General features: G+C 59.2%; 24 protein-coding genes. 9 read left to right on the plus strand and 15 right to left on the minus strand.

The window, feature by feature from the left end; genetic code table 11:
* Positions 1-174: 174 nt before the first annotated feature.
* On the minus strand, positions 175-1,245 hold the full coding sequence (locus HX790_RS19575) for an FAD-binding oxidoreductase (RefSeq protein ID WP_176991968.1): 1,071 nt from the start codon (positions 1,243-1,245) through the stop codon (positions 175-177).
* A gap of 47 nt (positions 1,246-1,292) precedes the next feature.
* On the minus strand, positions 1,293-2,147 hold the full coding sequence (locus HX790_RS19580) for an AraC family transcriptional regulator (RefSeq protein WP_099547730.1): 855 nt from the start codon (positions 2,145-2,147) through the stop codon (positions 1,293-1,295).
* 157 nt (positions 2,148-2,304) lie between these two features.
* Between HX790_RS19580 and HX790_RS19585 the strand changes: the two genes are divergently transcribed.
* Entirely contained in the window at positions 2,305-2,856 is a 552-nt protein-coding gene (locus tag HX790_RS19585) for a GNAT family N-acetyltransferase (RefSeq protein WP_017137691.1), read from the plus strand.
* On the opposite strand, the gene HX790_RS19590 is transcribed toward HX790_RS19585, so the two are convergent.
* Positions 2,820-3,311, minus strand: a complete 492-nt coding sequence (locus HX790_RS19590; protein WP_026013751.1) for a DUF2938 domain-containing protein — start codon at positions 3,309-3,311, stop codon at positions 2,820-2,822. The genes HX790_RS19585 and HX790_RS19590 overlap by 37 nt on opposite strands.
* Positions 3,312-3,392: 81 nt before the next feature.
* On the opposite strand from HX790_RS19590, the gene HX790_RS19595 reads away from it, so the two are divergent.
* Entirely contained in the window at positions 3,393-3,818 is a 426-nt protein-coding gene (locus HX790_RS19595) for a helix-turn-helix domain-containing protein (RefSeq protein ID WP_017137689.1), read from the plus strand.
* 3 nt (positions 3,819-3,821) lie between these two features.
* On the opposite strand, the gene HX790_RS19600 is transcribed toward HX790_RS19595, so the two are convergent.
* Positions 3,822-4,706, minus strand: a complete 885-nt coding sequence (locus tag HX790_RS19600) for a LysR family transcriptional regulator (protein WP_017137688.1) — start codon at positions 4,704-4,706, stop codon at positions 3,822-3,824.
* Between the two features lie 119 nt (positions 4,707-4,825).
* Here HX790_RS19600 and HX790_RS19605 point away from each other — a divergent pair, with 119 nt between their 5' ends.
* Both HX790_RS19605 and HX790_RS19610 read left to right on the plus strand, forming a co-directional pair.
* The gene (locus HX790_RS19605; protein WP_017137687.1) at positions 4,826-6,211 is read left to right on the plus strand and encodes a M20 family metallopeptidase; all 1,386 of its coding nucleotides are present in this window, start codon (positions 4,826-4,828) and stop codon (positions 6,209-6,211) included.
* A 66-nt stretch (positions 6,212-6,277) separates the two neighbouring features.
* The gene (locus HX790_RS19610; RefSeq protein WP_017137686.1) at positions 6,278-7,567 is read left to right on the plus strand and encodes an MFS transporter; all 1,290 of its coding nucleotides are present in this window, start codon (positions 6,278-6,280) and stop codon (positions 7,565-7,567) included.
* Positions 7,568-7,575: 8 nt separating this feature from the next.
* Here the strand turns inward: HX790_RS19610 and HX790_RS19615 are convergent, their stop codons facing one another.
* Both HX790_RS19615 and HX790_RS19620 read right to left on the minus strand, forming a co-directional pair.
* Positions 7,576-8,940, minus strand: a complete 1,365-nt coding sequence (locus tag HX790_RS19615) for a glycosyltransferase family 39 protein (RefSeq protein WP_176991969.1) — start codon at positions 8,938-8,940, stop codon at positions 7,576-7,578.
* 183 nt (positions 8,941-9,123) lie between these two features.
* The gene (locus HX790_RS19620; RefSeq protein WP_176991970.1) at positions 9,124-9,909 is read right to left on the minus strand and encodes a helix-turn-helix transcriptional regulator; all 786 of its coding nucleotides are present in this window, start codon (positions 9,907-9,909) and stop codon (positions 9,124-9,126) included.
* Between the two features lie 96 nt (positions 9,910-10,005).
* Here HX790_RS19620 and HX790_RS19625 point away from each other — a divergent pair, with 96 nt between their 5' ends.
* From HX790_RS19625 to HX790_RS19640, 4 genes are all read left to right on the plus strand, one after another.
* Positions 10,006-10,257, plus strand: a complete 252-nt coding sequence (locus tag HX790_RS19625) for a hypothetical protein (protein ID WP_017137683.1) — start codon at positions 10,006-10,008, stop codon at positions 10,255-10,257.
* A 396-nt stretch (positions 10,258-10,653) separates the two neighbouring features.
* Positions 10,654-10,830 carry a hypothetical protein gene (locus HX790_RS19630; RefSeq protein WP_017137682.1) on the plus strand — a complete coding sequence of 59 codons (177 nt, stop codon included), beginning with the start codon at positions 10,654-10,656 and terminating at the stop codon, positions 10,828-10,830.
* A gap of 257 nt (positions 10,831-11,087) precedes the next feature.
* On the plus strand, positions 11,088-11,543 hold the full coding sequence (locus HX790_RS19635; protein WP_017137681.1) for a GNAT family N-acetyltransferase: 456 nt from the start codon (positions 11,088-11,090) through the stop codon (positions 11,541-11,543).
* 15 nt (positions 11,544-11,558) lie between these two features.
* Positions 11,559-12,578 (plus strand): alpha/beta hydrolase, encoded by a 1,020-nt coding sequence (locus HX790_RS19640; RefSeq protein WP_176991971.1) that lies wholly within the window; start codon positions 11,559-11,561, stop codon positions 12,576-12,578.
* 100 nt (positions 12,579-12,678) lie between these two features.
* Here the strand turns inward: HX790_RS19640 and gabP are convergent, their stop codons facing one another.
* From gabP to HX790_RS19660, 4 genes are all read right to left on the minus strand, one after another.
* Positions 12,679-14,091, minus strand: coding sequence for a GABA permease (gabP, locus tag HX790_RS19645; protein ID WP_218174697.1), 1,413 nt, complete (start codon positions 14,089-14,091; stop codon positions 12,679-12,681).
* Between the two features lie 248 nt (positions 14,092-14,339).
* Complete coding sequence (locus HX790_RS19650; protein WP_176991972.1) at positions 14,340-15,707, minus strand: glutamine synthetase family protein; 1,368 nt, start codon at positions 15,705-15,707, stop codon at positions 14,340-14,342.
* A 72-nt stretch (positions 15,708-15,779) separates the two neighbouring features.
* Positions 15,780-17,177, minus strand: coding sequence for an aspartate aminotransferase family protein (locus tag HX790_RS19655; RefSeq protein ID WP_170038639.1), 1,398 nt, complete (start codon positions 17,175-17,177; stop codon positions 15,780-15,782).
* Between the two features lie 168 nt (positions 17,178-17,345).
* A complete protein-coding gene (locus HX790_RS19660; RefSeq protein ID WP_176991973.1) occupies positions 17,346-18,137 on the minus strand; it encodes an SDR family NAD(P)-dependent oxidoreductase in 792 nt (263 codons plus the stop codon).
* Positions 18,138-18,233: 96 nt separating this feature from the next.
* Here HX790_RS19660 and HX790_RS19665 point away from each other — a divergent pair, with 96 nt between their 5' ends.
* Complete coding sequence (locus HX790_RS19665; protein ID WP_017136660.1) at positions 18,234-19,139, plus strand: LysR family transcriptional regulator; 906 nt, start codon at positions 18,234-18,236, stop codon at positions 19,137-19,139.
* A gap of 112 nt (positions 19,140-19,251) precedes the next feature.
* Here the strand turns inward: HX790_RS19665 and HX790_RS19670 are convergent, their stop codons facing one another.
* The 5 genes from HX790_RS19670 to HX790_RS19690 form a co-directional block, all read right to left on the minus strand.
* Positions 19,252-20,862, minus strand: a complete 1,611-nt coding sequence (locus HX790_RS19670) for a gamma-glutamyltransferase family protein (protein WP_099547715.1) — start codon at positions 20,860-20,862, stop codon at positions 19,252-19,254.
* Between the two features lie 23 nt (positions 20,863-20,885).
* Positions 20,886-21,665 carry an amino acid ABC transporter ATP-binding protein gene (locus HX790_RS19675; protein ID WP_065888097.1) on the minus strand — a complete coding sequence of 260 codons (780 nt, stop codon included), beginning with the start codon at positions 21,663-21,665 and terminating at the stop codon, positions 20,886-20,888.
* 2 nt (positions 21,666-21,667) lie between these two features.
* Positions 21,668-22,444, minus strand: a complete 777-nt coding sequence (locus HX790_RS19680) for an amino acid ABC transporter permease (protein WP_003236553.1) — start codon at positions 22,442-22,444, stop codon at positions 21,668-21,670.
* A gap of 12 nt (positions 22,445-22,456) precedes the next feature.
* Positions 22,457-23,266 carry an ABC transporter substrate-binding protein gene (locus HX790_RS19685; RefSeq protein WP_017136334.1) on the minus strand — a complete coding sequence of 270 codons (810 nt, stop codon included), beginning with the start codon at positions 23,264-23,266 and terminating at the stop codon, positions 22,457-22,459.
* Positions 23,267-23,342: 76 nt separating this feature from the next.
* Positions 23,343-24,011, minus strand: coding sequence for a GntR family transcriptional regulator (locus tag HX790_RS19690; protein ID WP_138449148.1), 669 nt, complete (start codon positions 24,009-24,011; stop codon positions 23,343-23,345).
* Between the last annotated feature and the right edge of the window lie 139 nt (positions 24,012-24,150).

A 24,150-nucleotide genomic window follows, 5' to 3' on the forward strand; every position in this document is an offset into this window, starting at 1 on the left:
CCGTAGAAGTGATGAGGTTTTTAAATACCATGTTGATATACGCCGCAGGTGGTTAAGGAGAAACCCAGCGTAATGAAACCCCGGCTGCGTTAGCCATCCGCTCGGGGCGCATAGACTTTCAATGGAATGTTGAAAGTGATTGAAACGGCAGCTGACGATACAAGGTTCTGACGCTCACACCCGAAAACGCATCGGCCGAAAGTTGCCCAGCAATGGCGAAGCGACACCGGTGATCAGCTCTTCGCTCAAGAGCCGCGCCAAGGTGGGCGCCAGGGTCAAGCCTGGATGGGCGCTCAAGATATAAAGCCCGCCGTCGTCGCCCGCTGGCCCCACAATAGGCAGGTGGTCGTCAGACAGCGGTCGCCACCCCACCGCTACGGACTTCAGCGCGATGGATTGTGCACCGTTCAACTGCCCACGAATGGCCTCAAGGGCTCTGAGCCCAATGGCAGCGGGGCCATTTTCGGGCGTATCGTCGATGTAGTCTTCAGCCGCAATCAGCGTACAGGTGTCGCCTTGACGAGCCTCCATATCGGCGTTCGAAACAATGCCATTGAGCAGCGCCTGCGCCACTTCAAACTTCAACAGAATCGCCGGAGACGGTCGAATGGGCAGATGCAGGCTTTGGCCAACTAAAAGATCAAGCACTCCCAAGCCCGCAGCCAGTACCGTTTTTTTGCCATACCAATTGCCTGCCTGCGTACTGACGCCCACAACCTGGCCATTTTCAACGAGCAACTGGCTGACTGCACAATCGCAGACTACCCGTGCGCCAAAGCCTTCAGCGGCCAGAACCAGGCACTCAATGGCTTCGACCGGCGAGATGATCCCTGCCGCCTGCGTATAACGGGCGTGAAGAGGCGGGTGAGCAAGATTGGGCTCCAGTGCTCGGATTTCAGCCTGCGAAACCGTACGCGGTTGAAGGGAAGAAAGGTTCAGGCCCGCTGCTGATGCTTGGGGATTTTCCGGGCAGACGCCATAGGTCAATTCTGCACACCAACGCAACGGGAACGATGGCAACGCAGCCTGAAGGTGGTGGTAATCATCCATCACGTTTTGCGCCAGATGCTGCACGGGTTCAATCAACGCACTGGCATTGATCCACCCAAAGGCATGGCCGCTGGCACCGCTGGCAGGCCGGGCTTTTTCAATAAGCATCACGCGCTGCCCGGCCTTGGCGCTGTAATAGGCCAAAGCCGCACCATGAATGCCGGCCCCCACAATAATCAGATCGTATTGGTTCATTAAAACAACTCCCTTGCCTGGTACTTGCTTCTTCCCTGGGCCGCAGATCAACCCTGCCCGCTTGCCGCATGCTGATGCCTGCGATAGCCGGAAAGTGAAACCCCGGTTTGACGCTTGAAATAGCGGCACAAGTAGGAAGCATCGGCAAAGTTGAGAGCGTCCGCCACACGACCAATCGCCAGGTTACTGTAAGAAAGAAGCGCCTTGATCTCCAGGGTGACCTGCCGATCGATCAAGCCCTTGGGGCTGTCATTGAAAAACGCCTTGGTCAGCTGCGACAGGTAGAACGGCGTGATACTCAACGCATCGGCGTAGAACTTCACTTCTCGATGACGGGTGCAATGCTTGCCAATCAGCTCCCAGAACCGCCAACTGAGCATTTCCTTGCGGCTGAACGCCCGACCGCCCGCTGGTTGGGCCGGAAGTTGTTCGGCGATCTTCAGGAAAAACGTCTGCAGCTGGTTGCGCAGCATGATGTGCCGGTAAGTGGGACAGTTGCCCGCGATGTCGCGCATCTGTGCGACCCAGCCCTCTATCAGCGGCCTGTGGCACGGGGCAAGCACGCAATGGGGATGGTCATGCAAAAACACAAACAAGGGGTTTGGCAGTGGGTAGGCCACCTCCGCTGCAAAGCGTTTGGGTATCAGGCAAAAAAACACGTTGAACTGGCGTGAGTGGCGCTTGAACAAGGCAATCGTGTCCTCAGCCAGAACCAGCACATCACCGCGCCTTACCGCATGCTCTTTGAAATTCAGAGTAAGGCGCGCACTGCCCGACAGGCATACCAGCAAGGTCAGGTACGCATGACCGAAAGCGAGCGGCAGCCCCAGCCCTTCGGCCAAGGTGGTCTCGCCCATCAGTAGCGGGTCATCGGGGGAAGAAAGTTTCGGAATGTGATGCATTAAGCCTCAGCGCTGCAACCTGCAAGAGCGTAAATCCTATCATCAGCGGACAGAGGAGTTTCGATAAGTACCGAAATCGCCAAGGTACTGGCGTGTACCGATCAGGCGCCTGTCACTAGGCTGTGCCAAACGAACCCATCGCTGACGGACACAGGCCATGCCACTGAACACACAACGACTCTTGCTGCGCCCCTGGCAAGACACAGACGCCGCCGACCTTTACGAATATGCCAAGGATACCCGCGTCGGCCCCATCGCTGGGTGGCCGCCGCACACCAGTGTGCAGAAAAGTGCCGAGATCATCCGCACCGTCTTCAATCACCCAGAAGTCTACGCCGTCGAACTCAAAGAGAACCACCGCACGGTGGGCTGCGTGGGCATCCTGATCGGCAGCCACAGCAACTTTGAGATCAGCGAGCGTGAAGGTGAAATCGCCTACTGGATCGGCGTGCCGTACTGGGGCAAAGGCCTGATCCCCGAAGCCGTGCGCGAAGTGATGCGACACGCCTTTGAAACCTTGCACCTTGAAGCGCTCTGGTGTGGTTACTTTGCCGATAACACCCAGTCCTGTAGCGTTCAATCGAAGTGTGGCTTTCGCGTTCATCACACCGAGGAAAACCGTTACAACGCCTTCTTCGACGATTATCGGACCGAGCACATCAGCCGTATCACTTACCAGCAGTGGCTGGAACATACTCCAGCCAGATAAAGCCCCACGCCGAACACCGCATGACTGATCAGACTGCGCAGGCAGTTCTTGCCCGGCGTGGGTGTCCTGGAGGAGGCAAACCCCGCGCCCATGGCAGGTTGTATGACACACAGCGGGACAGCCACGGTGGCGATACCCAGCACCAATGCCGGCATGAATGTGGGCGCCTGCAACCAGTCGACTCCTTCTATCCCCACCAGCAGCAGCGCAAACACAATCCCGGTGACGTAGTGCGCGATCCAGCCCAGGGCGACCTCGCCCTGCACGGGCGCCGCTTGGGCAATGCTGCGATGGGTAAACTGCCCTTGGCACGCATGCCCGACCCAGCGCCCCACGAAGGCGAAATTCAGCGTGGGCACCTTCAGTGCCTTCATCAACAGCATCCACATATCCATCACGACCGTAGCCCCGGCCCCCAATAAAATTACCTGTGCAGCCACGTGCAGCGATGCCATATCGACCTCTAATTCATGGACCCATTTAACCTGCGCAGGCATCATAGAAGTTGAAGTCAACTTCAAGTCAAGGGTCTGGTAATGGATATCACTGAGGTGGTCAAACGCACGGGCGTGCCGGCTCACACCTTGCGTTTTTATGCGAAGAAAGGGCTCATCACCTCCATCAGCCCGCCCGGCGCTCGCCGTCAGTTTGGCGCGGCGGTGATTGAGCAGTTGGCGGTGATCGCCCTCGGCCAGGCGGGCGGCCTGTCGCTGGACGAGATACAGGCCATGCTGTCCCCCAATGGCCAGGCCACGGTGGACAGAACGCTGCTGCTGGCCAAGGCCGATGAACTCGACGCGACGGTCAAACAACTGCAAGCCATGAGCCGCGGCTTGCGCCACGCTGCGGCCTGCCCTGCTCCCGACCACGCGCAATGCCCGAACTTTCGGCGGTTACTCGACATTGCCGCCGCGGGGGCGTTCAAGCGTGCCAGGCACGCGGGCGCGAGCCTGACACGTTAGTGTTCAGTTGACCCGTTGCAGGCAGCCGATCAAGGTCTCGATAAAGCCTTGCAACGAAACGGGCAGCGTACGTTTAGGCATAGTCAGCACCTGAATGGTGCGGTCGGAAAATCGCGAGTTCGACAGCGGCACCGAGACCAGGTCACTGCTGTCGTTCACCCGCTGGCTGATCGCACCACCAAACGCGATGGTGTCGGAATGGCGAACAAACTCATGGATCGCGCCGGAGTAGTTGCAGGTCATTACATGGTTGAAGTGCAGCCCTTCCATTTCGCACACCAGATCGAACAACTGCCGCAGAGTCGTACCTTTTGGGGTCAGCGCCAAGGGGAACGGCAGCAGCGCACGCAGCGGCAATGTCTTGAGCGTCGACAGCGGATGACCGGCACGCATCAGCGCGCGAATGGCCGAGCGACTTGAGTAGAGGATCTCGACGCCATCAGTGGGCGCGGTGCTGAACGTCAGCCCTACATCGGCATCGCCACGTTTGATTTTTTCTGCGCACTCAAGCGGCGACATCACCTCCAGCACGTACTGAAAGGCAGGGGCTTGCTGGTAGTGCTGGATCAGCACATGGGGCAGGAAATAACGCGAAAGGCCCTCTGTGGACACCAGGCGAATTACCCGCGCACCAGGGTAATCGCCGCCGCGCAGCTCCGACAGCAACGCTTGCTCTTCTAACGACGCACGTCGGGCATGGTGGGCCAGTGCGTTACCCGCCGCCGTCGGCTCCATGCCCCGTGGCCGACGCTCGAACAACGCCACGCCGACACTCTCTTCCAGCAACGCGATCTGGCGGCTGACCGCGCTGGGCGCGATGTGCAAGCGCTCACCAGCGGCGGCCAGGGAGCCAGAATCGAATACGGCCAGAAAGTAACGGTAATCCACGGGTGTCTTCCTTAAAAAAGCATCTATTAATTAGAAGCCAGTCTTCAAAAAACAGCAATATACAGTCTGCTAGGTGACTTCTATATTGGCCTGAATCTTTTAGCCGTATCGGAACGCTCATGTCCAAGCAACAGGCACTTGCCAGTGTTCGCCAGCACTTCTCTGCCGGCCATTTCGAAACCGACCTGCGTCGCCGTGTGGCGATTCGCAGTGAAAGCCAGGCACCCAGCCAGGCGCCCGAATTGGCGCGCTATCTGCACGAGGAAATGCAACCGGCGCTGGAGCGCATGGGCTTTGCCTGCCAGCCGCTGCACAACCCGACAGGCGCAGGCCCATTGCTGTTCGCTGAGCGCCACGAAAGCGCCGACCTGCCGACCGTGCTCACCTATGGGCATGGCGATGTGGTCCTGGGTTACGCCGAGCAATGGCGTGAAGGCCTCGACCCTTGGGTGCTGACGATAGAAGGTGATCGCTGGTATGGGCGCGGCACCGCCGACAACAAGGGCCAGCACAGCATCAACCTGGCGGCGCTGGAAGCGGTGATTAACGCTCGCCAGGGGCGCCTGGGGTTTAACGTCAAGGTGCTGTTTGAAACCGGGGAAGAATGCGGTTCGCCCGGTTTGCGTGAGGTCTGCACGGCTCACCAGGCGCTGCTGCACGCCGATGTATTTATCGCCTCGGACGGTCCACGCCTGAACGACAGCCGCCCGACGCTATTTCTCGGTTCTCGCGGTTCGGCACTGTTCTCCTTGCAGGTGCAGGCCCGCGACAAAGGCCTGCACTCTGGCAACTGGGGCGGCGTGATGTCCAACCCCGCCATAGTGCTGGCTAATGCATTGGCCAGCCTGGTGGATCAGCATGGCCGCATTTGCTGCCGAGGGCTGGTACCCGCTTCGATCCCCGACTCGGTGCGTGACGCCATTCATGACCTGGGCATCGATCAACATGCGCTCGGCCGCCCACTGGATGTGGATTGGGGTGAGCCAGGGCTGACCCTGGGCGAACGCCTGTTTGCCTGGAACACCCTGGAGATTCTGGCGTTTACCGCCGGCAACCCTGCCAAGCCGGTGAATGCTATTCCACCGTCAGCCATCGCGCATTGCCAACTGCGTTTTGTGGTCGGCACCGACTGGCAGAACCTGGAACACCTGTTGCGCGAGCACCTGGATGCGCAGGGTTTTCACAGCGTGAACATCGTGATCGATCGGTGCACACCCAGCACGCGCCTGGACCCGGACAATGCCTGGGTGCGTTTCGCGAAAAAAGTCATCAGCGACACCACGCCCAGGCAGGTCGCGGTACTGCCCAACCTTGCCGGTACGCTGCCAAACGACATTTTCGCCGATGTGCTGGGGCTGCCCACCGTGTGGGTTCCGCACTCCTACCCCGGCTGTTCGCAGCATGCGCCCGATGAACACCTGCTGGGTTCGGTGGTACTCGAAGGCCTGCAGATCATGACGGCCCTGTTCTGGGAACTGGGCGACATCGCGCACTCGCGCGCCTGATAAAAACAATGGGCTCGACCCTTTGCCTCTGCCGCTCACACACTTACAAAACCAGGAGCGTCGAACATGACAGCGTTATCACCTACCCTTGTGACACCGGCAACCGACCCGGCCAAATCCATCTGGAAACCGGTCGGCGCCGCCTTGATCGGCAACACCCTCGAATGGTTTGACCTGTCGGTCTACGCCTACTTTGCGTTGACCATCAGCAAGGTATTCTTCCCCGCCGCCGACCCGGCCGTCTCGTTGTTCCTGGCCTTCGCAACCTTCGGTATTTCGTTCCTGATTCGCCCCTTGGGCGCTGCGGTGCTGGGCTCGTATGCCGACCGCCAAGGGCGCAAGAAAGCCTTGAGCCTGTCCATATTGCTGATGCTGATCGGCACCGCCATGATCGCGGTAATGCCGGGCTATGCAAGCATCGGAATCATCGCACCCATCGGCATTTTGTTTGCCCGCCTGCTGCAAGGTTTCTCCGCCGGCGGCGAGTTTGGCAGTTCAACCGCGTTCATGATGGAACACGCGCCGCAAAAGACCCGCAACTTCGTCGCCAGCCTACAATTTGCCAGCCAGGGTTTTGGTGTGGTGATTGCCTCGCTGTTCGGCTACTTCCTGACCACCTGCCTTAACGATCAACAGATGCTCGACTGGGGTTGGCGCGTGCCGTTTTTCTTTGGTTTGATCCTGGGTCCGGTGGGGCTTTATATCCGCCGCACGGTGGAGGAGTCCCCCGACTTCAAGGAAAGCGAGCCGGGCTCGCAGCCGTTAAGGGACGTACTGTATTCACAGAAGACCTTGTTGCTGGTGGCCATGGGCGTGTTGATCGTGTCGACGGCCTCCAACTTCATGATCAAATACATGCCGTCCTATGCCGCCACCACCTTGAACATACCCCAGTCATCGGGCTTTTTGGCGACCCTGACCGGGGGCTTGATCCTGACCCTGGTCACACCGGTTGTCGGCTTCATTACCGGCTTTGTCAGCCGTATCAAGATCATGCTGTGGGCCTCGATCCTCTATATGTTGATGATCGTTCCGGCGTTCATGTGGCTCAATACAGTTCCCAGTGCCACGTCGCTACTGCTGGTTGTGTCGATGATGGCGTTGATCAAGGCCGTGTACTTCGCACCACTGGCCTCACTCATGGCCGATGTGTTCCCGGTGCAGACCCGCGTCACGGGCATGTCGCTGAGCTACAACCTGTCGGTGACGATTTTCGGCGGGTTTGCGCCGGTGATCGCCACGGGGCTGATCGCGCTGACAGGTTCGCAACTGGCCCCCAGTTTTTATCTGATCCTGGCGGCCGCCCTGAGCATCAGTGCCTTGTGGGTCGCCAAACGAAAGTTAAAACTGCGATAGCAACGCGCCTACCAGAACCAATAAGGCAGAAACTTGGGGGTCGGCTCATCGGCCAACTCCAGGTGGTAAGTAATCGAATTAAAGAAGAACATATCCAGGACCAGGAAGGCGGCAGCACCAAAACACAACAGTACGAACTCCCGGTGTGGATGTACATGAAACCGTGACGTCACCCAAGGGCGAATGGCAATAAGGCTGATCAACCCGACACACGCGCCAAGATAGTTAGGCCGCAGCGGCGTCGCTGCAAACACGCCATAGAGGAAGGCAAGTAACAGCATGCCCAGGCCGACCATAGGTAAGTTGAGGCAGAACTTCAGCAACTTGTCGCGGGTACTTGCAAAGCGCTGACTGCGATCCACGAAGATATACGCGGCCAATAATGAAATCGCCGGCGTAATCGAAAGAATGTAACGCGCTTTCTTGGAACTTGGAATCGTGAACAGTACGATCACTACCAATAACCAACCGGTCAGGTACAGCAGCATCTGAGTGGCCGGCGCCGGCGAGCGATCCAAGAAGTGTTTGCCCTTCTTGATGATCACGTTTAATGCGATAAAGGCTGTGACGCCATAGGTGAGCAAGCCTGCAGAGAAGTAGAAGTAATAACGCGGGGCGTGATCAGCGCCAAAGCGCCCCAAGCCTTGCATAACCAGCACCTCTTGCACAAAAGCCTGCCCACCTTGCAGGTAGGCCGCGCCGCTCAGCACTGTGATACCTGCGGCCAGCACCAGGCCTGCGAGCAAGCAGAACACCACCAGCAGGCGCCATTGTCGACTTAACAGATAATAGGAGGCGACCACGCCCGCCGGGCCGATCAGGCCAATAGGGCCACGAAAGGCAAAGCCCAGCGCCAGGCCCAGGAGTACCGGCAGCACATGAAAACGGTGCGGGTGCAGTTGGCCCGCATAAGCCAGGTAAAAACACATCACGGTAAACAGCGCCGGGTAGATGTCCAGCGCCAAGGAATTCACACCGTCCAGAAATGACCAGGTAAACAGCGCAAAGACCACCGCATAGGCGCCCCATTTTTTTTCGTGCAGGGCACCCAACTTGTAAATAAACACCAGCATCAAGGCAGCCGCCACGCAAAAAGGCAGCCCCATCGACAGTATGGATACACGCCCAAACGGCAAGGAAACCAGGTACACAAGCAGTGTATTGAGCACCGTGTAATCGGGGTATGGCTGCAGGTCATCAGCAATGGGAAACAGTGTCACGCCATGGGCGAGCATATACTCGGCAAAGTCGACAAAGCGTGTGGTGTAGTTGAGCACGGCCGGTTTGTATTGCAGCACAGCCAATACAATAAACGCCACTATAAATATTGATGAACAGGGCTTGTTTACAGCCAGTTCCTTTAGCCTTTTCATGCGCGCCTGCTGCCTGTCGAAAACGCGCAGGCTAGCATGTTGTTTTTTCGCTCATCCAGACTGCAAAGGTAAAGAGTTGTAAAGGTTATACGCCCTGTTTATTCAGTTTAATTCGACCTGAACAACAGCTGAATAACCATCATTAAAAGTGCAAACCACTAACTTCAGGTATTGATTTTTTACTCATAAACTCTCATGCGTTGTGAAGTAACGCCCAGGCGTCACCCCAAACGTGCGGCGAAACAGCGCGATAAAAGCACTGACGTTGTCATAGCCCAACTCCAGCGCCACACGCGTGACCGGCACACCCGCCGCCAGCCTCTCCAGCGCGCGCAACAAACGCACGCGCTGGCGCCACGCGGTGAAACTGAACCCAGTTTCCAGCGCAAAGCGACGCGTCAGTGTGCGCGGGGCGATGCCCGCCCATGTCGCCCATTCCTGCAGGTGGCGCTCGTCATCCGGGCAATCGGACAGCGCCTCAGCGATCTTGCGCAGGCGCGCATCCTGAGGCATCGGCAAGCCCAGGGTCACACGCGGCAAGGTTCGAATCTCATCCACAATCACCCCGGCCAAGCGTTGCTGCGCAGCATCCAGTTCAGGGCTCTGCCAGGCGGCAGCGCGCATCACCGCCTCGCGCAAAAGGCCGGAGGTGGCCAGGATGCAAGGCGTATCCGGCAGCTCGACACAGCCCTGCGGCGACACGTAGACACTCCACCCCGCGAAGGGACCATGGGAGCGCCCGCCATGGGCGACATTCGGCGGGATCCACACCGCATGGGTCGCCGGCACCACCCACTGGCTGACGCCGGCGTCCACCGATAACAAGCCCTGGCGTGTGCCCAGCAACTGCCCACGCGCATGGCAATGGCGTTCGGTGATACGCGGTTCAGCGCCCACTCGGACCACGGCGACAACCAGCGGGTCATCGACAGCCGTTAATACCGAAGTGGGAATCAGCGGAGCGAACATAAGTGGCCTTAGCGGACTATTGATTGTCTTCAATAGCGTACCCAGGCCACATGGGTGCGTCTATAGTCGCAGCCTCAACTCCCAGGAATACACCGCATGCGCGCCGAAGAACTGTTGCCCGATGACCAGAACCAGACTGAACGCCACGGCGTTGTGATCCGCAAAGGCAGCGTCGGAGCCTTTCTGGTGAATGCCCAGGCCTGGTGTGATCCAAACACCGATGCACACCTGCGAACCGTCGCCGAGCAGGACCTGCTGGCGTTGCTCCCGGCGTTACGTGCCCTTGGGCTGTTCGAGGTGTTCAGGATTCGAGACCCGCAGTTGCAGCGCCTGGTGGATCAGTATTGAGCGCACGACTGGCGGACGGGTTGCTACCAGGATGCGGCCGATCTGCTGGCGCAATACGCACGTGCGGATGGCGGCGCGCAGCTGAGTTAAAACAACCCAGCCTACGTAATGCCAGCCAGTTAAGCGTTCGAGCTGACAATCACTGACCCGTGGCGAGGGCGATTGGCCCCGCTGGAGTGCGTAGCAGTCCCATTTTTGGGGCCGCTTCGCGCCCCAGCGGGAGCAAGCTCCCTCGCCACAGTTGCGAGGCGACAAAACTCAGACCACTGTTTATCCACACAGCATAAAAAATGAAGCACGCTTGCGCTGTAGAAAAATAGCGCTATGACGGCAGTCATACGCTTCGGGCCATGTCGACCCGCATTCAAGCACGCACTTTACTTAAGGATGAGTATCATGAACGACGACTTGCAGCAGTCAGGCGCTACCACTACCACCCAGGCCACCGTCTCGCAGGAGCAGATCAAAGCCGCAAGAGTCCTGGATTTCACCTGGACACCTGACGCCAACACGACCAGCACCATCGTCTCGACAGATTACATCGACTACCAGGTTGATACCTCCACACGTTAGCAACCCAGGGGTGCGAACAAATACGCTCAATCCACTCGATGAGCTGCAAGCCAGTACCTTCCAGGACGGCCCGGTCTTCCTGGCATTGCGCGTCAGGCCTGGTGCTTGACACGCTGACAGCAAAGCGCTGGCCAAGGAGGCGCTCAAGGCCAGCGCTGGCTGTATGCTGCTGATGCACTTGCCCGCTGTTCTTTTTTTGAACACTGCAAACGCCTTCAACACTAATACCTTACCCATTCGCCCCAACGGTGATTCCAATGGCCCAAGACCGACACTCGCCGGCCCATGAAAACCGGCTAATCCGCCAGGCCACGCCTGATGATGTGCGCGCCCTGGTGGAGTTGGACGCCTACGCCACAGCCCACGCTCATCGACGCGTGTTTATCCATGATGCGGTAATTAGCCAGCGATGCCTGGTCGTCGTCATTGCCGGTGAATGCGCGGGCTACCTGGTGTTGACTGATGAGTTTTTCAGCTACGACTTTGTTGCGCTGGTGGTTGTGTCGCCGATACATCAACGCCAGGGTCTGGCGCTGCAATTATTGGCGGGCGCAGAAGCGTTGTGCAAAACGCCCAAGTTGTTTGCGTCAACCAACGCCTCCAACCTGGCGTCCCAGGCCATGCTCGCCAAGGCCGGGTTTATACCGAGCGGGCGAATCGAGAACCTTGATGAGCATGACCCTGAGCTTGTCTATGTAAAGTTCGTGCGCTAATCAGGAGGATTTCCTTTGACCACTTCCACGCTGACTTCGCGTTTTTACAGCACGCCCCGCCATACCACGCACTATCTGGAGTCGGGCCCGGCCGATGGGCCGTTGATGATCTTCCTGCACGGCTGGCCCGAGCTCAGCCTGATCTGGCGCGCGCAGATCGAGGCGTTCGCTGCCCAAGGTTGGCACTGCGTTGCACCCGACATGCGCGGCTATGGGGGCTCCTCTGCGCCCTCCGACATCAACGCCTACACCCTTGCACACATCGTGGCTGACATGGCAGAGCTGCATGACCATCTCGGTGGCGCACCCGCCATCTGGGTGGGCCATGATTGGGGCAGCGTGGTGGCAGGTGAACTGGCCGCCCATCAACCGCAGCGCAGCCGTGGCGTGGTGCTGGTGTCGGTGCCGTACTTCCCGAGCACCAATGCACTGCCCACGCTCGTCCCGCTGGTGGACCGAACGCTCTATCCGGCGGACCAGTACCCTGACGGTCAATGGGATTACTACCGCTACTACAACACGCACTTTGCGTCAGCTGTCGCTGATCTTGATGCGGATAAAGCCGCATCGCTGGCGTCGATTTATCGGCGAGGCGACCCGGCGAATATCTCCAAGGTGACGTCAAATGCCGAAGTGACCCGCAAAGGTGGACGGTTTGGCGAGGCGCATCGGGCGCCACCTACTCGACCAGACCTGGCGCTATGGCCGCAGGCGGACTTCGCTGCACTGGTACGCAGTTTCGAAGCGCATGGTTTCCGCGCGCCCTGCGCGTGGTATCTGAACGACGATGCCAATATCGACTATGCGCACCGAGCGCCCGATGGCGGCCGCCTGTCATTGCCCGTGTTGTTTGTGAACGGCGACTACGACCCGATGAATACCATCAAGGGCAATCGGTTGGGCGACCCCATGCGTGCGGCTTGCGCAGACCTCAGCGTAACCAGCTTGTCCGGCGGGCATTGGTTGCCGGTGGAGTGCAAGACGGAACTGGTTGAGGCTATAAGCACTTGGCTGCTGGGTAGAAAACTCGGGTGACGGTCGAGACAAAAAAACACCGAAGTGTCTATTACGTAAATCGCAGGCAAAAAAACCACTCCCCCCTGGATAAGCCAATAACAGTGCGCCGACCGTGCTTTCATGGGCGCGAGACGGCGGGAATCGGTTTTTGTACAGAGTGGGGCTCCCGCGCGGTGATGACGCCGACCAGTGATATCAGCAAGGCCAGGCCGATCGTCGAAGACACCTCGGAGCGATGCTCGGGCGTTAAAAGCATCACCGCCAATGCACAGCAGATAAATACAATTACCGCCCAGGTGAGCCAGGGAAACAGCCACATTTTGAACGTCAGCAGAATATTGCGCTGTTGCAATACCTTGCGCATGCGCAATTGTGAAACGGCGATCACCAGGTACACCAGCAAGGCGATGGCGCCCGAACTGGCCAGCAAAAACTGGAACAGCCCAGCCGGCATGAAGTAACTGAGCAAGGTCACGCCCGCGCCCAGGATGGTGCTGGCGATCACCGCAGCCCTGGGCACACTCTGTGCCGAGGTCTTTTTCATCAAGGCTGGCGCGTCCCCACGCTTGCCCAGTGAATACAGCATGCGCGAAGCAATGTAGATGGAGGAGTTCATGCAACTGGCCACCGCAATCAACACGACGACATCCACCAGCAGCTTGGCATGGGGAATGTTCATCAACTCCAGTGCACGCTGATAAGAGCCGACCGACGCCAGCAACGGGTCATTCCAGGGCACCACGGAAATAACCACGAAGATCGATAACACGTAAAACACGCCGATGCGCCACATCACCGAACGTGTCGCTCGGGCGATATTCTGCGCCGGGTTGCTGGACTCCGCAGCCGCAATAGTGACGGCTTCAGTGCCGATAAAACTGAACATGATGGTAATGAATGCGCCGACGACGGCCGACAAACCATTAGGCGCAAAGCCTCCATGCTCATCCATCAGTCGACTCAAACCGCTGGCCTCCCGTTCGGGAATCCAGCCCATCAACACCGCGCCCCCCAGGCCGATAAAACCTATGATCGCCACCACCTTGGCCATCGCGAACCAGAACTCGAATTCGCCGTACTTGGACACACTGAACAAGTTGGTAACCACCAACAAAAAGATCGACAACAAGGCAAACAACCAAGCGTCGATCTGCGGGAACCACTGGTTGAGAATATGCCCGGCGGCCAATGCTTCGATGGGAATCACAAGCACCCAGAACCACCAGTAAAGCCAGCCGATGGTGAACCCGGCCCAGCGGCCGATGGCTTGATCGGCATAGGTTGAGAAGGAGCCTGTGTCGGGGTTGGCGACCGCCATCTCTCCCAACATTCGCATTACCAGCACCACCAGCAGGCCGGAAAACAGGTAGGCCAGCATCACCGCCGGGCCCGCCGCCGCAATGGCATGCCCAGACCCGACAAACAACCCTGCGCCGATAATCCCTGCAATGGAGAGCATGGTGACGTGACGCGGCTTGAAACCCTGCGCCAGCTGGCCGCTTGCATCCTTCGAACTTGGGCTGTTGATCATTCTTATTGTTCTCTGTGATCGGCTTTAAGACGTTCTGACTATAGGGTCAGGCGATCATCATTCTCCAATGACGAGTCACAATACGCGGCCTTCCAACCGCAAAAATAGCCTCATAACGGCACACTAGTGCCTGATATCGACATGCAGTGCGCTTCATAAGGCACAACACGTGTCACATTGAGTTGATCCAGCACCTCAGCAGGCGTGAGCGGAGCACGCCGTGCAATCCCAAACTGACGGGCCAGCATTTATGCGTGAGTGAGGTACCAGCGCCAGTCCTGTTCTCCGACTTCAGCATTGAATTCACGGAACTCGCGCCACTTGATCGCCAGGAACACCTTCAGGAACTCAGCGCCCAGCGCCTCACGTGCCCAGGTTGAACGTTGCAGTGCGTGCAAGGCTGTCAGCCAGTCGGTGGGTAGAAAATCGGTCGCCTGTTCATAGCCATTCCCCACAATCGCCGCGCCGGGATCGCTTTCATGCGTGATGCCGTAGTGAATGCCCGCCAGTAACGCGGCAGCGGCGAGATAGGGGTTGGCATCGGCACCGCAAATGCGGTGTTCGATATGCCGACTGATTGCAGGGCCGCCGGGCACGCGGAACGAAACGGTACGGTTGTTGACGCCCCAACTTTTAGCCAGCGGCGCGTAACTACCGGTTTGAAAGCGTCGATATGAATTGGCGTGGGGGCAAAATATCGCCAGAGCGTCAAACAAGGTCTCCATCATCCCGCCGATGGAGTGCCGCAACAATGGCGTGCCCTGTGGGTCTTCGCTCGCATACAGGTTATTGCCGTGCTCGTCGGCAAGGCTGACGTGCAGGTGCATACCGCTGCCGGCCTGATCGCTGAATGGCTTGGCCATGAAGCACGCTTGCAGCCCATGTTTGTTGGCCACACCCTTGACCAGGCGTTTGTAACGTACGCCTTCATCAATGGCCTGGAGTGCGTCGAACCGATGCTCCAGCGTCAACTCGACCTGGCCTGGCGCGTACTCGGATATCGCCGTACGTACCGGCAAGCCCTGCAGCGCGCACGCCGCGTAGAGGTCATCCAGAAACGGTTGAAGCTGCTCCAGCTCGTATACGCCATAGACCTGTGGAGCCACAGGGCGTACGCCATTGGCCTGCAACGCCGGCTGCGGCCGACCGTTGACGTCGCGTTGTCGGTCCAGCAGGTAAAACTCCAACTCAACCGCCATGACCGGATGCAATCCATCGGCTTTCAGCCGCTCGATAGTGTTCACCAGTACGTGACGCGGGTCCGCCGGTGCGGCGGGAATACCTTGGGTCGGGTGCATGCTCACCTGCACTTGACCGGTGGGGTTGGTGCGCCAGGGTTGCAAGGTCAGGCTTCCCGCCAAGGGGTATGTCCAACAATCGGCGTCGGCAACCTCCCAGACCAAGCCTGTGTCTTCTACGTCTTCACCCTGCACGGTCAAGGCGAGAATGGAACTGGGCAATGGCCGGCCATTTTCGTAGATCGCCAGCAGTTCGTCGCGATGCAACAGTTTGCCCCGTGGAACGCCATTCGCGTCGATAAGGAACAACTCGATGCTCAGCACTTCAGGGTGGGCCGCCAGATAATCCAGGGCCTCTTTTTTATCCGCAAATTGCATGTCAAACCTCTTAGCGCTCATTCAAGCGACTGGCAGTATGTAAGAACAATGGCGTTTTCAGACGTGCCGTTATCAAGCGATAACCCGCGCGCCAGGCAGGGCAAGCAGCGTGGTCAGCGCGTTATCCAACTCAGCGATCAGCCGGTCGATATCCGCATCACCTGTTTGCGGACAGCACAGGGTCATGTTGTGAAAAGGCGTGATCAGGATTCCGCGATTGATCAAATAGAGATGCAACGCCATTTGAAGGCTGTCGTGAAAAGCCGCCTCAGCTTGCGCGCCTGTTCTTGGCGGTGTGGCACAGAATTGAAATTCACAACGCGCGCCCAACTCTGTTACCGACCAGTTCAGCTGGTGCCGCTTGAACAACCCTCGAAACCCCTGGGCCAACCTAGAGGCCAGCGCCAGCATGTGCTCGTATGCAGACTCGGTCATGACCTCTTCGAGACTGACGCGCATGCAACGCATCGCCAGTGCGTTGGCGGACAGCGTCGTTCCCATGCCACTGTGGCCATGCCCGCCGCTCTCTTCGCTGATGGTCTTCTGGACGTCGTGCATGGCCGAGGCGACTGGCTCGCTAACGCCAAACACCGCGCAAGGCACGCCACCTGCAATGGGTTTACCCACCACGAAAAAGTCGGGTTTCAAATCCCACTGGCGCGTGCATCCACCGAGGCCGGTGGAAATAGTGTGGGTCTCATCAATGACCAACAGGCTGCCATATTTAAGGGTCAGCTCTCGACACGTTTGCATGAACCCCGGATCCGGCAGGACCATGCCAATGTTCGTCATCGCCGGCTCGCACATCAGCGCGCACACATCGCCCTTGGCTAACGCCGCCTCCAGTGCGGCGACATCGTTGAAGGGGATGGAGCGACTGTATTGGCTCAAGTCGTAGGCTTGGCCCACAAGACCTGAACGGTGCACTGTCTTGCCGTCGCGGTAGCGCACCATCACGTCATCCACGGTGCCGTGGTAGCAGCCATCGAACACCAGCAAGACCTTGCGCCGGGTGATAGCGCGCGCCCAGCGCAGCACATAACGGTTGGCGTCAGTCGCATTGGCGGTCACTTGCCAGTAAGGCAGCTCGAATCGCTCAGCCAGCAACTCACCGCAGACCACCGCGTCTTCGCCCGGCAGCATCGTGGTCAAGCCATTGTTCGCCTGTTCGGCTATGGCGCGGGCAACAGGATCAGGTGAATGGCCAAACATCGTGCCGGTGTCGCCGAGGCAAAAATCGATGTATTCATGACCGTCGACATCGGTGAAGCGCGCCCCTTTGGCACGCTGAACGAAGAGCGGCGAAGGCATCGACCAGTCGCTCATCCAGTGCATGGGCACACCGTTGAACAGATTCGCCTTGGCGCGCTCGGCAAGCGCCAGTGAAGTGGGGTTGTTTTGTATAAACCGGGCACGCTCGGAGGCGGTAAAAGCAGCAATCGCTGATTCACTGATTCCACTTTTCGACATGATCAATACCCCATGTTAATTATCAAATTAATTAAAAGTCCGTTGCTGACTGACAGCCGGATACGGCTCAAAGAACTCATAGGTTCTTTGATACATCACGCTTTTATAAATCTCGGTTATCGCCCCCGCCCACCCTCGTGGATTGAGCGCGCTGGCGCGTATTCAAACTTAATAATCGCCGTGAGGGGCTTTGTTCTCGACCAGACAGTTCCCGCCATCCACCACAAGGACGTCCCCTGTGATGTAACTGGCGTCAGGCGATGCCAGAAATGCAACCGCCGCCGCCACTTCGCGGGGGCTGCCTGCGCGCCCAATCGGGGTGAAACGCCCCGCCTCGGCTTCAACGGGGGTGGTTGAACCCGTGGTGATCCAGCCGGGGGCCACGCTGTTGACGGTAATCCCCTGCCTGGCGACTTCAAGCGCAAGCCCCATGTTCATGCCCACCATCGCTGCCTTGGCGGCGCTATAAGCGGCTTCCCCCGGATTGCTCCCGCGGGTGCCCGTGGTGGAACTGATATTGACAATGCGCCCGTAGCTTCTCGCCTTCATACCGGGCAACACGGCTCGGGTCAGCAGAAAGGCAGTGGTCAGGTTTCGGGCCAGTGAAAGGTTCCAGTCATGCAGTTTCATCGACGCCAATTCCGAGAAAATCTCAGGGCTGCCGTGCATGGACATCCCGGCATTGTTCACCAGAATATCGACCCGTCCCCAGACTGACTCTGCCCACAGGCTGAATTCACGCACCAAGTTTTCATCAGTGAGGTCTACAGGTCGGCCTTCAACTTCAAACCCTTCACGGCGCAGCTCTTTAACCCGATCCACAATGCGGTTGCTGCTGGCAGTGATGATCAACTTCGCTCCGGATGCACCTAGCCTGCGAGCAATAGCCATGCCGATCCCGGATTCACTCCCGGCACCACTGACGAGTGCAACATACCCTCTCAATTGCGTATCCAACATGGTGTGCCCCACGTACTTCATTTGAAAGAGAGTAGAAACTAGGCGAATAAATCTGATACATAAAGACAATCATCATCAGAAAATCTGACAACCCCCATGGCGTTTACCAGTGAGTCACTTAAGATTTTCCTTTCGGTCATCGACAGCGGATCCTTTTCGGCGGCGGCGCGAAAATTAGGCCGGGTCCCCTCGGCCGTCAACATGGCGGTGTCGCAGCTTGAAGCAGAGCTGGATTTGTTGCTGTTTGACCGATCAACTCGCAAAGCCATTCCTACCGCCGCCGCCAAGGCACTTGAGCCCCAGGCACGACAGGTCGCGAGCCAGATCAACCTGCTGGATGCGCATGCCCTCCAGCTGCATCAGGGGTTGGAGGAACGCTTGGTCTTTGCGATGGCGCCGGAGTTGCAAACAGGCGTATGGAATCGTCCGCTGTCGATTATCGCCAGGGAGTTTCCCACGCTTGAAATCGAGATTCGCTCCGCGTCCCATCCGGAGGCAATGCGCATGCTCCATGAAGGGCGTGTGCAATTGGCACTTGGATTTGAACGACCAGGGCTTGACGAGCGGGAAACATTTCTTGAGGCGGGGAGCCAGTTGTTAGTCGCGGTTGCTGCTCCAGATCACCCTGCGGCGGCCGGCAAGAAAAGCCCCTTGAGCGAGGAGCAACTGGTCAACGTTCGGCAGATCATCGTCGCCACAGGAGGGCCTGCAGACTCTGATCCACGTGTTGTGCTGTCGCGGCGGATTTGGCACAGCGACAATTATCTGGCCACGCTGGACCTGGTGCAGCAAGGATTAGGCTGGGCATATCTTCCAAAATCGCTGGTACACCCTCTCATCACGTCAGGCGCATTGACGGAGGTGGTGTTTGACTACATGCCGAGTCAGATGCGGCTATGGGTCGATATCATCTGGGTAAAAAACCGGCCCCTGGGACTGGGCGCGCTTCGTTACCTGAGCCTGATACGCGAAATTACGCAGGGCGAGCCTCGTCGTATTTGATGAGTCAAAGTGCACATTGAGGCTTGCGGCGGCGCCAACCCGCCGTCGCGAAGATCAAACAACTCATCACCCCGTCATTATTAGCCGTCTGGCCCAGCGCTTGTGTAGCCGCTCACCAAACCGCGATATGCGAATCCGCCCTTGGCTCAGTGCCCCCGCACAACACGCCGGTGGCCGGGTCGCGCAGGATGATCTGCCCACGCCCGTAGTCGGTCAGGTCGCTGTCGGTCTGCACCTTGTGCCCGCGCCGCGCCAGCGCATTGACCAGGTCGCGGGACGCGCCGTGTTCGATGCCGACCTTCATGTCGCCCAGCCATTGCCAGCGTGGTGCGTCGAGGGCCGCCTGGGGGTTGAGGCCGAAGTCCACCAGGTTCATCACCATCTGCACATGGCCCTGGGGCTGCATGTAGCCGCCCATCACGCCGAACGGGCCAAGGGCCTGGCCGTCCTTGCTGAGAAAACCCGGGATGATGGTGTGGAAGGTTTTCTTGCCCGGTGCCAGGCAATTGGCATGGGACTCATCGAGGCTGAATTCCTGCCCGCGGTTCTGCAAGGCGATGCCGCTGTCGGGCAGCACCACGCCGGAGCCGAAGCCGTGGTAGTTGCTCTGGATGAACGAAACCATATTGCCTTCGGCGTCGGCGGTCGCCAGGTACACCGTGCCGCTGGCATGGGGGGTGCCGGGTTTGGGCGGCTGCGCCTGCTCGCCGATCTCGCCACGGCGACGGGTGCTGTAGTCGTCACTCAGCAAGTCGGCCACCGCCACGCGCATGTGCGCTGGGTCGGTGATGTAATGCAGGCCGTCGCTGTAGGCCAGCTTCATGGCTTCCAGCTGGCGATGCCAGGTTTGCTGGCTGTCGCGGTGATCGAAGTTGAAGCCTTCGAGGATCTTCAGCGCCATCAGTGCAACCAGGCCCTGGCCGCTCGGCGGGATTTCCCAAACATCCACGCCCCGGTAATTGATGTGGATCGGCTCCACCCACTGCGCGCGGTAATCCTTGAGGTCGCTGGCGCGCAGGTAACCACCGCTGGCGCGCGAATGCGCATCCAGGCGCTCGGCCAGAGCGCCGCGATACAGGCTTTCGCAGCCGGTGGCGGCGAGTTCTTCCAGGGTACGGGCCTGGGCCGGGTTGCGGAAAATCTCGCCGGCCCGGGGCGCGCGCCCATCGATGAGGAAGGTGTCGAACCAGGCTTGCAGTACGTCATCGCGGTGCGGGCTGAATTCGTTCAAGGAGATCTGCCATTGATGGGCGACCACCGGCGACAACGGGAAACCGTCGCGCGCCAGGCTGATGGCCGGCTGCAGCAAATCAGCAAACGGCAACTTACCGAAGCGTTTGGACAACTCGGCCCACGCCGACGGGCAACCGGGCACCGTCACCGAGGTCCAGCCGTACAGCGGCATCTGTTGATGCCCTGCCGCCTTGACCGCCTCGATACTCAAGGCGGCCGGCGCATGGCCGTTGCCGTTGAGGCCATGCAACTGCCCCTTGCACCACACCAGCGCAAAGGCATCGCCACCCAGGCCACAACCGGTAGGTTCTACAACGGTCAGCGCAGCGGCGGTGGCGATGGCGGCATCAATGGCATTGCCGCCCTTTTGCATGATTTCGATGCCGGCCTGGGCCGCCAGCGGCTGGGACGCCGCGACCATGCCGCGACGGGCAAATACGCTCTGGCGTTGCGACGGGTAGGGGTATTCGTGAGCGGAGAATTTCAACATGGCAAAGGCTCTTCAAAAAAAGGTCATAACACGCGGCTGAGAAACGCCCGGGTACGCGGATGGCTGGGACGGCTGAAAATCTGCTCCGGCGGCCCTTGTTCGATCAGCTCGCCCTGGTCGAGCACCACCACGCGGTCGGCCACTTCACGGGCAAAGCCCATTTCGTGGGTGACCACCACCATGGTCATGCCCTCCTCGGCCAGTTCCTTCATCACCTGCAGCACTTCGCCGACGGTTTCCGGGTCGAGGGCGCTGGTGGGTTCGTCGAACAGCATCGCCTGGGGTTTCATCGCCAGCGCACGGGCAATCGCCACCCGTTGCTGCTGGCCACCGGAGAGCATCGACGGATAGTGGCTGGCCTTGTCCGCCAGGCCGACCCGCGCCAGCAAGCCCCGAGCCTGTTCCAGCGCCTGGGCACGCGGCACGCCGAGCACCTGGATCGGCGCTTCGATAATGTTTTCCAATGCGGTCATGTGCGGGAACAGGTTGAAGCGCTGGAACACCATGCCGATGTCGCGGCGCTGGCGGGCGATGTTGCGCTCCGAATCGCGCACCAGGCTGCCATCGGCGCGTTCGCGATAGCCCATGGCACGGCCGTTGACGCGAATGCGCCCGCCCTGGATGTCTTCCAGCAGGTTGATGCAGCGGATAAAGGTGGTCTTGCCGGAGCCGGAGGCGCCGATCAGCACCACTACTTCGCCGCGCCGCACTTGCAGGGAGATGCCCTTGAGGATCTGCAACTCGCCGAACGACTTCTGGATATCCTGTGCGTCAATGATCAGCTCTTCACTTTGGTGCGCCATGGTTAACGTCCCCTCAGCAGTTTCAGGGTGCTGCGACCGAACATGCGGCTGGCGGCCGGAGGTGGCGCCGAAGGTCGATCGGACTGGCCGAAACGGTTTTCGAGCCAGCGTTGAAAAAAGCCCCACAGCGTGGTCAGGGTCAGGAAGTAAATCGCGACGACCAGGTACAACTCGAATACGCGAAACGTCGCCGAGGTCACCATCTGCGTGCTGAGCAACAACTCCTGCACGCCGATCACACTCACCAGCGTGGTGTTCTTGAGCATCACATTGAACTCATTGCCCAGCGGCGGCACGATCACCCGAAACGCCTGGGGCAGCACGATGCGCCGCATCAGCTTGCCGAACCCCATGCCCAGGGAACGCCCGGCTTCGTACTGGCCCTTGTCCACCGCGCCGATGCCGGCGCGGATGATTTCGGCCATGTACGCGCCTTCATTCAGGCCCAGGGCGATGATCGCCGCCTGGATATTGCCGGGGATGATCAGCCCGAACAGCTCGATGTCCTCGAAGCGGAAGATCCCGCCCGCTGCCAGTGCGGTGTACAAAAACACGATCTGCACCAGCAGCGGCGTGCCGCGCATCAGCCACACATAAAGGCGTACCGGCAGGTGCAAAAGCGGGTTCTTCGACAGGCGCAACAGCGCCGCCGCCAGACCCAGCGCACAGCCGAGCAGCATCGCCAGCACGCTGATCAGGCAAGTCAGCCACAGCCCGGTGAGGTAGACCCCACTGGGTTGCAACAGGTATTGCCAGAACACATCCCAATTGAAATTCATCGTGGTAGAACCTCAGTCGAGTGTGTCGCTGCTGACATGCCATTTGTTGAGCAATTGCACATAGCTGCCGTCGCTGCGCATGTCGCTGATGATCTGCTGCACGGCGGCGGTCAGTTGCGGGTCGTCCTTGCGCATGCCCAGGCCGGTGAGGATGCGGCTGAACGCAGGCACCCCTTCCTGAAACAGCTCCGGGGCCATCGCCGCGTAGTAACCGGCGGTTTCCACGGTGGTGCCATAGGCGTCAACCTGGCTGATGCGCAGCGCCTGGAACGCATCGGTGTCAGTGTTGTAGACCACCAGTTTCATCGGTGGCTTGCCGGCCTTGGCGAGGCTCTCGTTCTGGGTGTCGAGCAGGGTCTTGATGGTAGAGCCGTTGAGCACCGCCACCTTGCGCGTCGACAGGTCATCCAGGGTCTTGATGCCTTTGGGGTTGCCCTTGGGCACCACCACCGACTGGCTGGAGTACATGTAGTTGACGATGTCGATCACCTGGCGCCGCTCGGGTTTGTCGAACAGTTGGTCGACGATCATGTCGCACTGCTGGGCAAGCAGCGCCGGCACCAGGCCGGAAAACGGAATGACCCGCCATTGCACGGTTTTATTGCCCAGGCGCTTGGCGATTTCCAGGCCCAGGTCGACGGTGAGCCCACGCGGTTTCTGGGATTCGTCGAAGGACACCAGGGGCGGTGAATCCATCCCCGAGCAATAGGTGAGTTTGTCGAGGCTCTTCAGGCGTTCAGGCACCTGGACTGCGGCGCAGGCCCATTGTGTACAGAGACCCAGGGTGACAGCCACCAGCAAGGCGCGGTGTTGTTTATGCATGACCAGACACTCCACTTCGTTAAATAACGGGGCAGGAATCAACGTCTAAACATGGGCGGGTTGGGGCCCGCCTCTTTTATTTTTCCAATTGCAGAAATTGAATCAGCAGCGGCACGGTGCTTTCGATGTGTTCGCGTACCACAGCTTCGGCACCGGCGGCGTCACCGGCGCGAATCGCGTCGAGGATTACGGCGTGTTCCTGGCGCGCACCGAGGGGTTTTTCGCTGTGCTGCAGCCACAAGCGCATGGGCGCTTCCACCAGCGAATACAACGCCGAAATCTGCTTGAGCAAGCGTGGCCGGCCGCTGAGCCCGCACAGGTATTCGTGAAAGGCACGGTGGCAACGGACCCACGCGGCGCTCTCGTCGCGGTAGTCATCCATCTCGTCCAGCAGCCGCTCCAGAGCCGCCAACTGGCGCTCACCGATGCGGCTGACCGCGACGCGCACCGCCAGGCCTTCCAGTGCGCTGCGCATCTCGAACACTTCGTACAGCTCAGCGATATCCAGGCCGCTGACGATGGCACCGCGATTGGGCCGCAGCGTCACCAGGCCTTGGGCGTCCAGGCGGCGGAATGCCTCACGCACCGGCATGCGGCTCATGCCGATCTCGCTGGCGATATCCTCGGCGATCAGGCGATCGCCCTTGCGGAAACGACCACCGCAGATGGCGTCGAGGAGGAAGTTGTAGGCCTCCTCCTCGGCAGTGAGGGGCTGGCGGTCAACGTAAGCGGGGGCAAATTGCATTGGCAGCCTCTTTGTATTTTTGTATCCAATTATCCACGAATACAAAAAAGCATAACGCGTGCCAACACCTGCCGCAGAACATTAGTCATTGATTTAAATGAAGTCTTCCGTTCGGGTGGGGGAAATTGCGCAAAGCGGG

Origin of the sequence: Pseudomonas sp. IPO3747 (assembly GCF_013385245.1) — a bacterium.
Lineage (GTDB): Bacteria > Pseudomonadota > Gammaproteobacteria > Pseudomonadales > Pseudomonadaceae > Aquipseudomonas > Aquipseudomonas edaphica.

What these genes read in the sequence shown, in the direction of transcription:
- HX790_RS19685 (WP_017136334.1), bottom strand. Translation starts at nt 23,266, where the DNA reads ATGCATAAACAACACCGCGCCTTGCTGGTGGCTGTCACCCTGGGTCTC.
- HX790_RS19660 (WP_176991973.1), bottom strand. Translation starts at nt 18,137, where the DNA reads ATGTTGGATACGCAATTGAGAGGGTATGTTGCACTCGTCAGTGGTGCC.
- HX790_RS19680 (WP_003236553.1), bottom strand. Translation starts at nt 22,444, where the DNA reads ATGAATTTCAATTGGGATGTGTTCTGGCAATACCTGTTGCAACCCAGT.
- HX790_RS19630 (WP_017137682.1), top strand. Translation starts at nt 10,654, where the DNA reads ATGAACGACGACTTGCAGCAGTCAGGCGCTACCACTACCACCCAGGCC.
- HX790_RS19580 (WP_099547730.1), bottom strand. Translation starts at nt 2,147, where the DNA reads ATGCATCACATTCCGAAACTTTCTTCCCCCGATGACCCGCTACTGATG.
- HX790_RS19620 (WP_176991970.1), bottom strand. Translation starts at nt 9,909, where the DNA reads ATGTTCGCTCCGCTGATTCCCACTTCGGTATTAACGGCTGTCGATGAC.
- HX790_RS19605 (WP_017137687.1), top strand. Translation starts at nt 4,826, where the DNA reads ATGTCCAAGCAACAGGCACTTGCCAGTGTTCGCCAGCACTTCTCTGCC.
- HX790_RS19665 (WP_017136660.1), top strand. Translation starts at nt 18,234, where the DNA reads ATGGCGTTTACCAGTGAGTCACTTAAGATTTTCCTTTCGGTCATCGAC.
- HX790_RS19650 (WP_176991972.1), bottom strand. Translation starts at nt 15,707, where the DNA reads ATGCAATTTGCGGATAAAAAAGAGGCCCTGGATTATCTGGCGGCCCAC.
- HX790_RS19625 (WP_017137683.1), top strand. Translation starts at nt 10,006, where the DNA reads ATGCGCGCCGAAGAACTGTTGCCCGATGACCAGAACCAGACTGAACGC.
- gabP (WP_218174697.1), bottom strand. Translation starts at nt 14,091, where the DNA reads ATGATCAACAGCCCAAGTTCGAAGGATGCAAGCGGCCAGCTGGCGCAG.
- HX790_RS19595 (WP_017137689.1), top strand. Translation starts at nt 3,393, where the DNA reads ATGGATATCACTGAGGTGGTCAAACGCACGGGCGTGCCGGCTCACACC.
- HX790_RS19675 (WP_065888097.1), bottom strand. Translation starts at nt 21,665, where the DNA reads ATGGCGCACCAAAGTGAAGAGCTGATCATTGACGCACAGGATATCCAG.
- HX790_RS19670 (WP_099547715.1), bottom strand. Translation starts at nt 20,862, where the DNA reads ATGTTGAAATTCTCCGCTCACGAATACCCCTACCCGTCGCAACGCCAG.
- HX790_RS19590 (WP_026013751.1), bottom strand. Translation starts at nt 3,311, where the DNA reads ATGGCATCGCTGCACGTGGCTGCACAGGTAATTTTATTGGGGGCCGGG.
- HX790_RS19610 (WP_017137686.1), top strand. Translation starts at nt 6,278, where the DNA reads ATGACAGCGTTATCACCTACCCTTGTGACACCGGCAACCGACCCGGCC.
- HX790_RS19635 (WP_017137681.1), top strand. Translation starts at nt 11,088, where the DNA reads ATGGCCCAAGACCGACACTCGCCGGCCCATGAAAACCGGCTAATCCGC.
- HX790_RS19690 (WP_138449148.1), bottom strand. Translation starts at nt 24,011, where the DNA reads ATGCAATTTGCCCCCGCTTACGTTGACCGCCAGCCCCTCACTGCCGAG.
- HX790_RS19655 (WP_170038639.1), bottom strand. Translation starts at nt 17,177, where the DNA reads ATGTCGAAAAGTGGAATCAGTGAATCAGCGATTGCTGCTTTTACCGCC.
- HX790_RS19585 (WP_017137691.1), top strand. Translation starts at nt 2,305, where the DNA reads ATGCCACTGAACACACAACGACTCTTGCTGCGCCCCTGGCAAGACACA.
- HX790_RS19575 (WP_176991968.1), bottom strand. Translation starts at nt 1,245, where the DNA reads ATGAACCAATACGATCTGATTATTGTGGGGGCCGGCATTCATGGTGCG.
- HX790_RS19615 (WP_176991969.1), bottom strand. Translation starts at nt 8,940, where the DNA reads ATGAAAAGGCTAAAGGAACTGGCTGTAAACAAGCCCTGTTCATCAATA.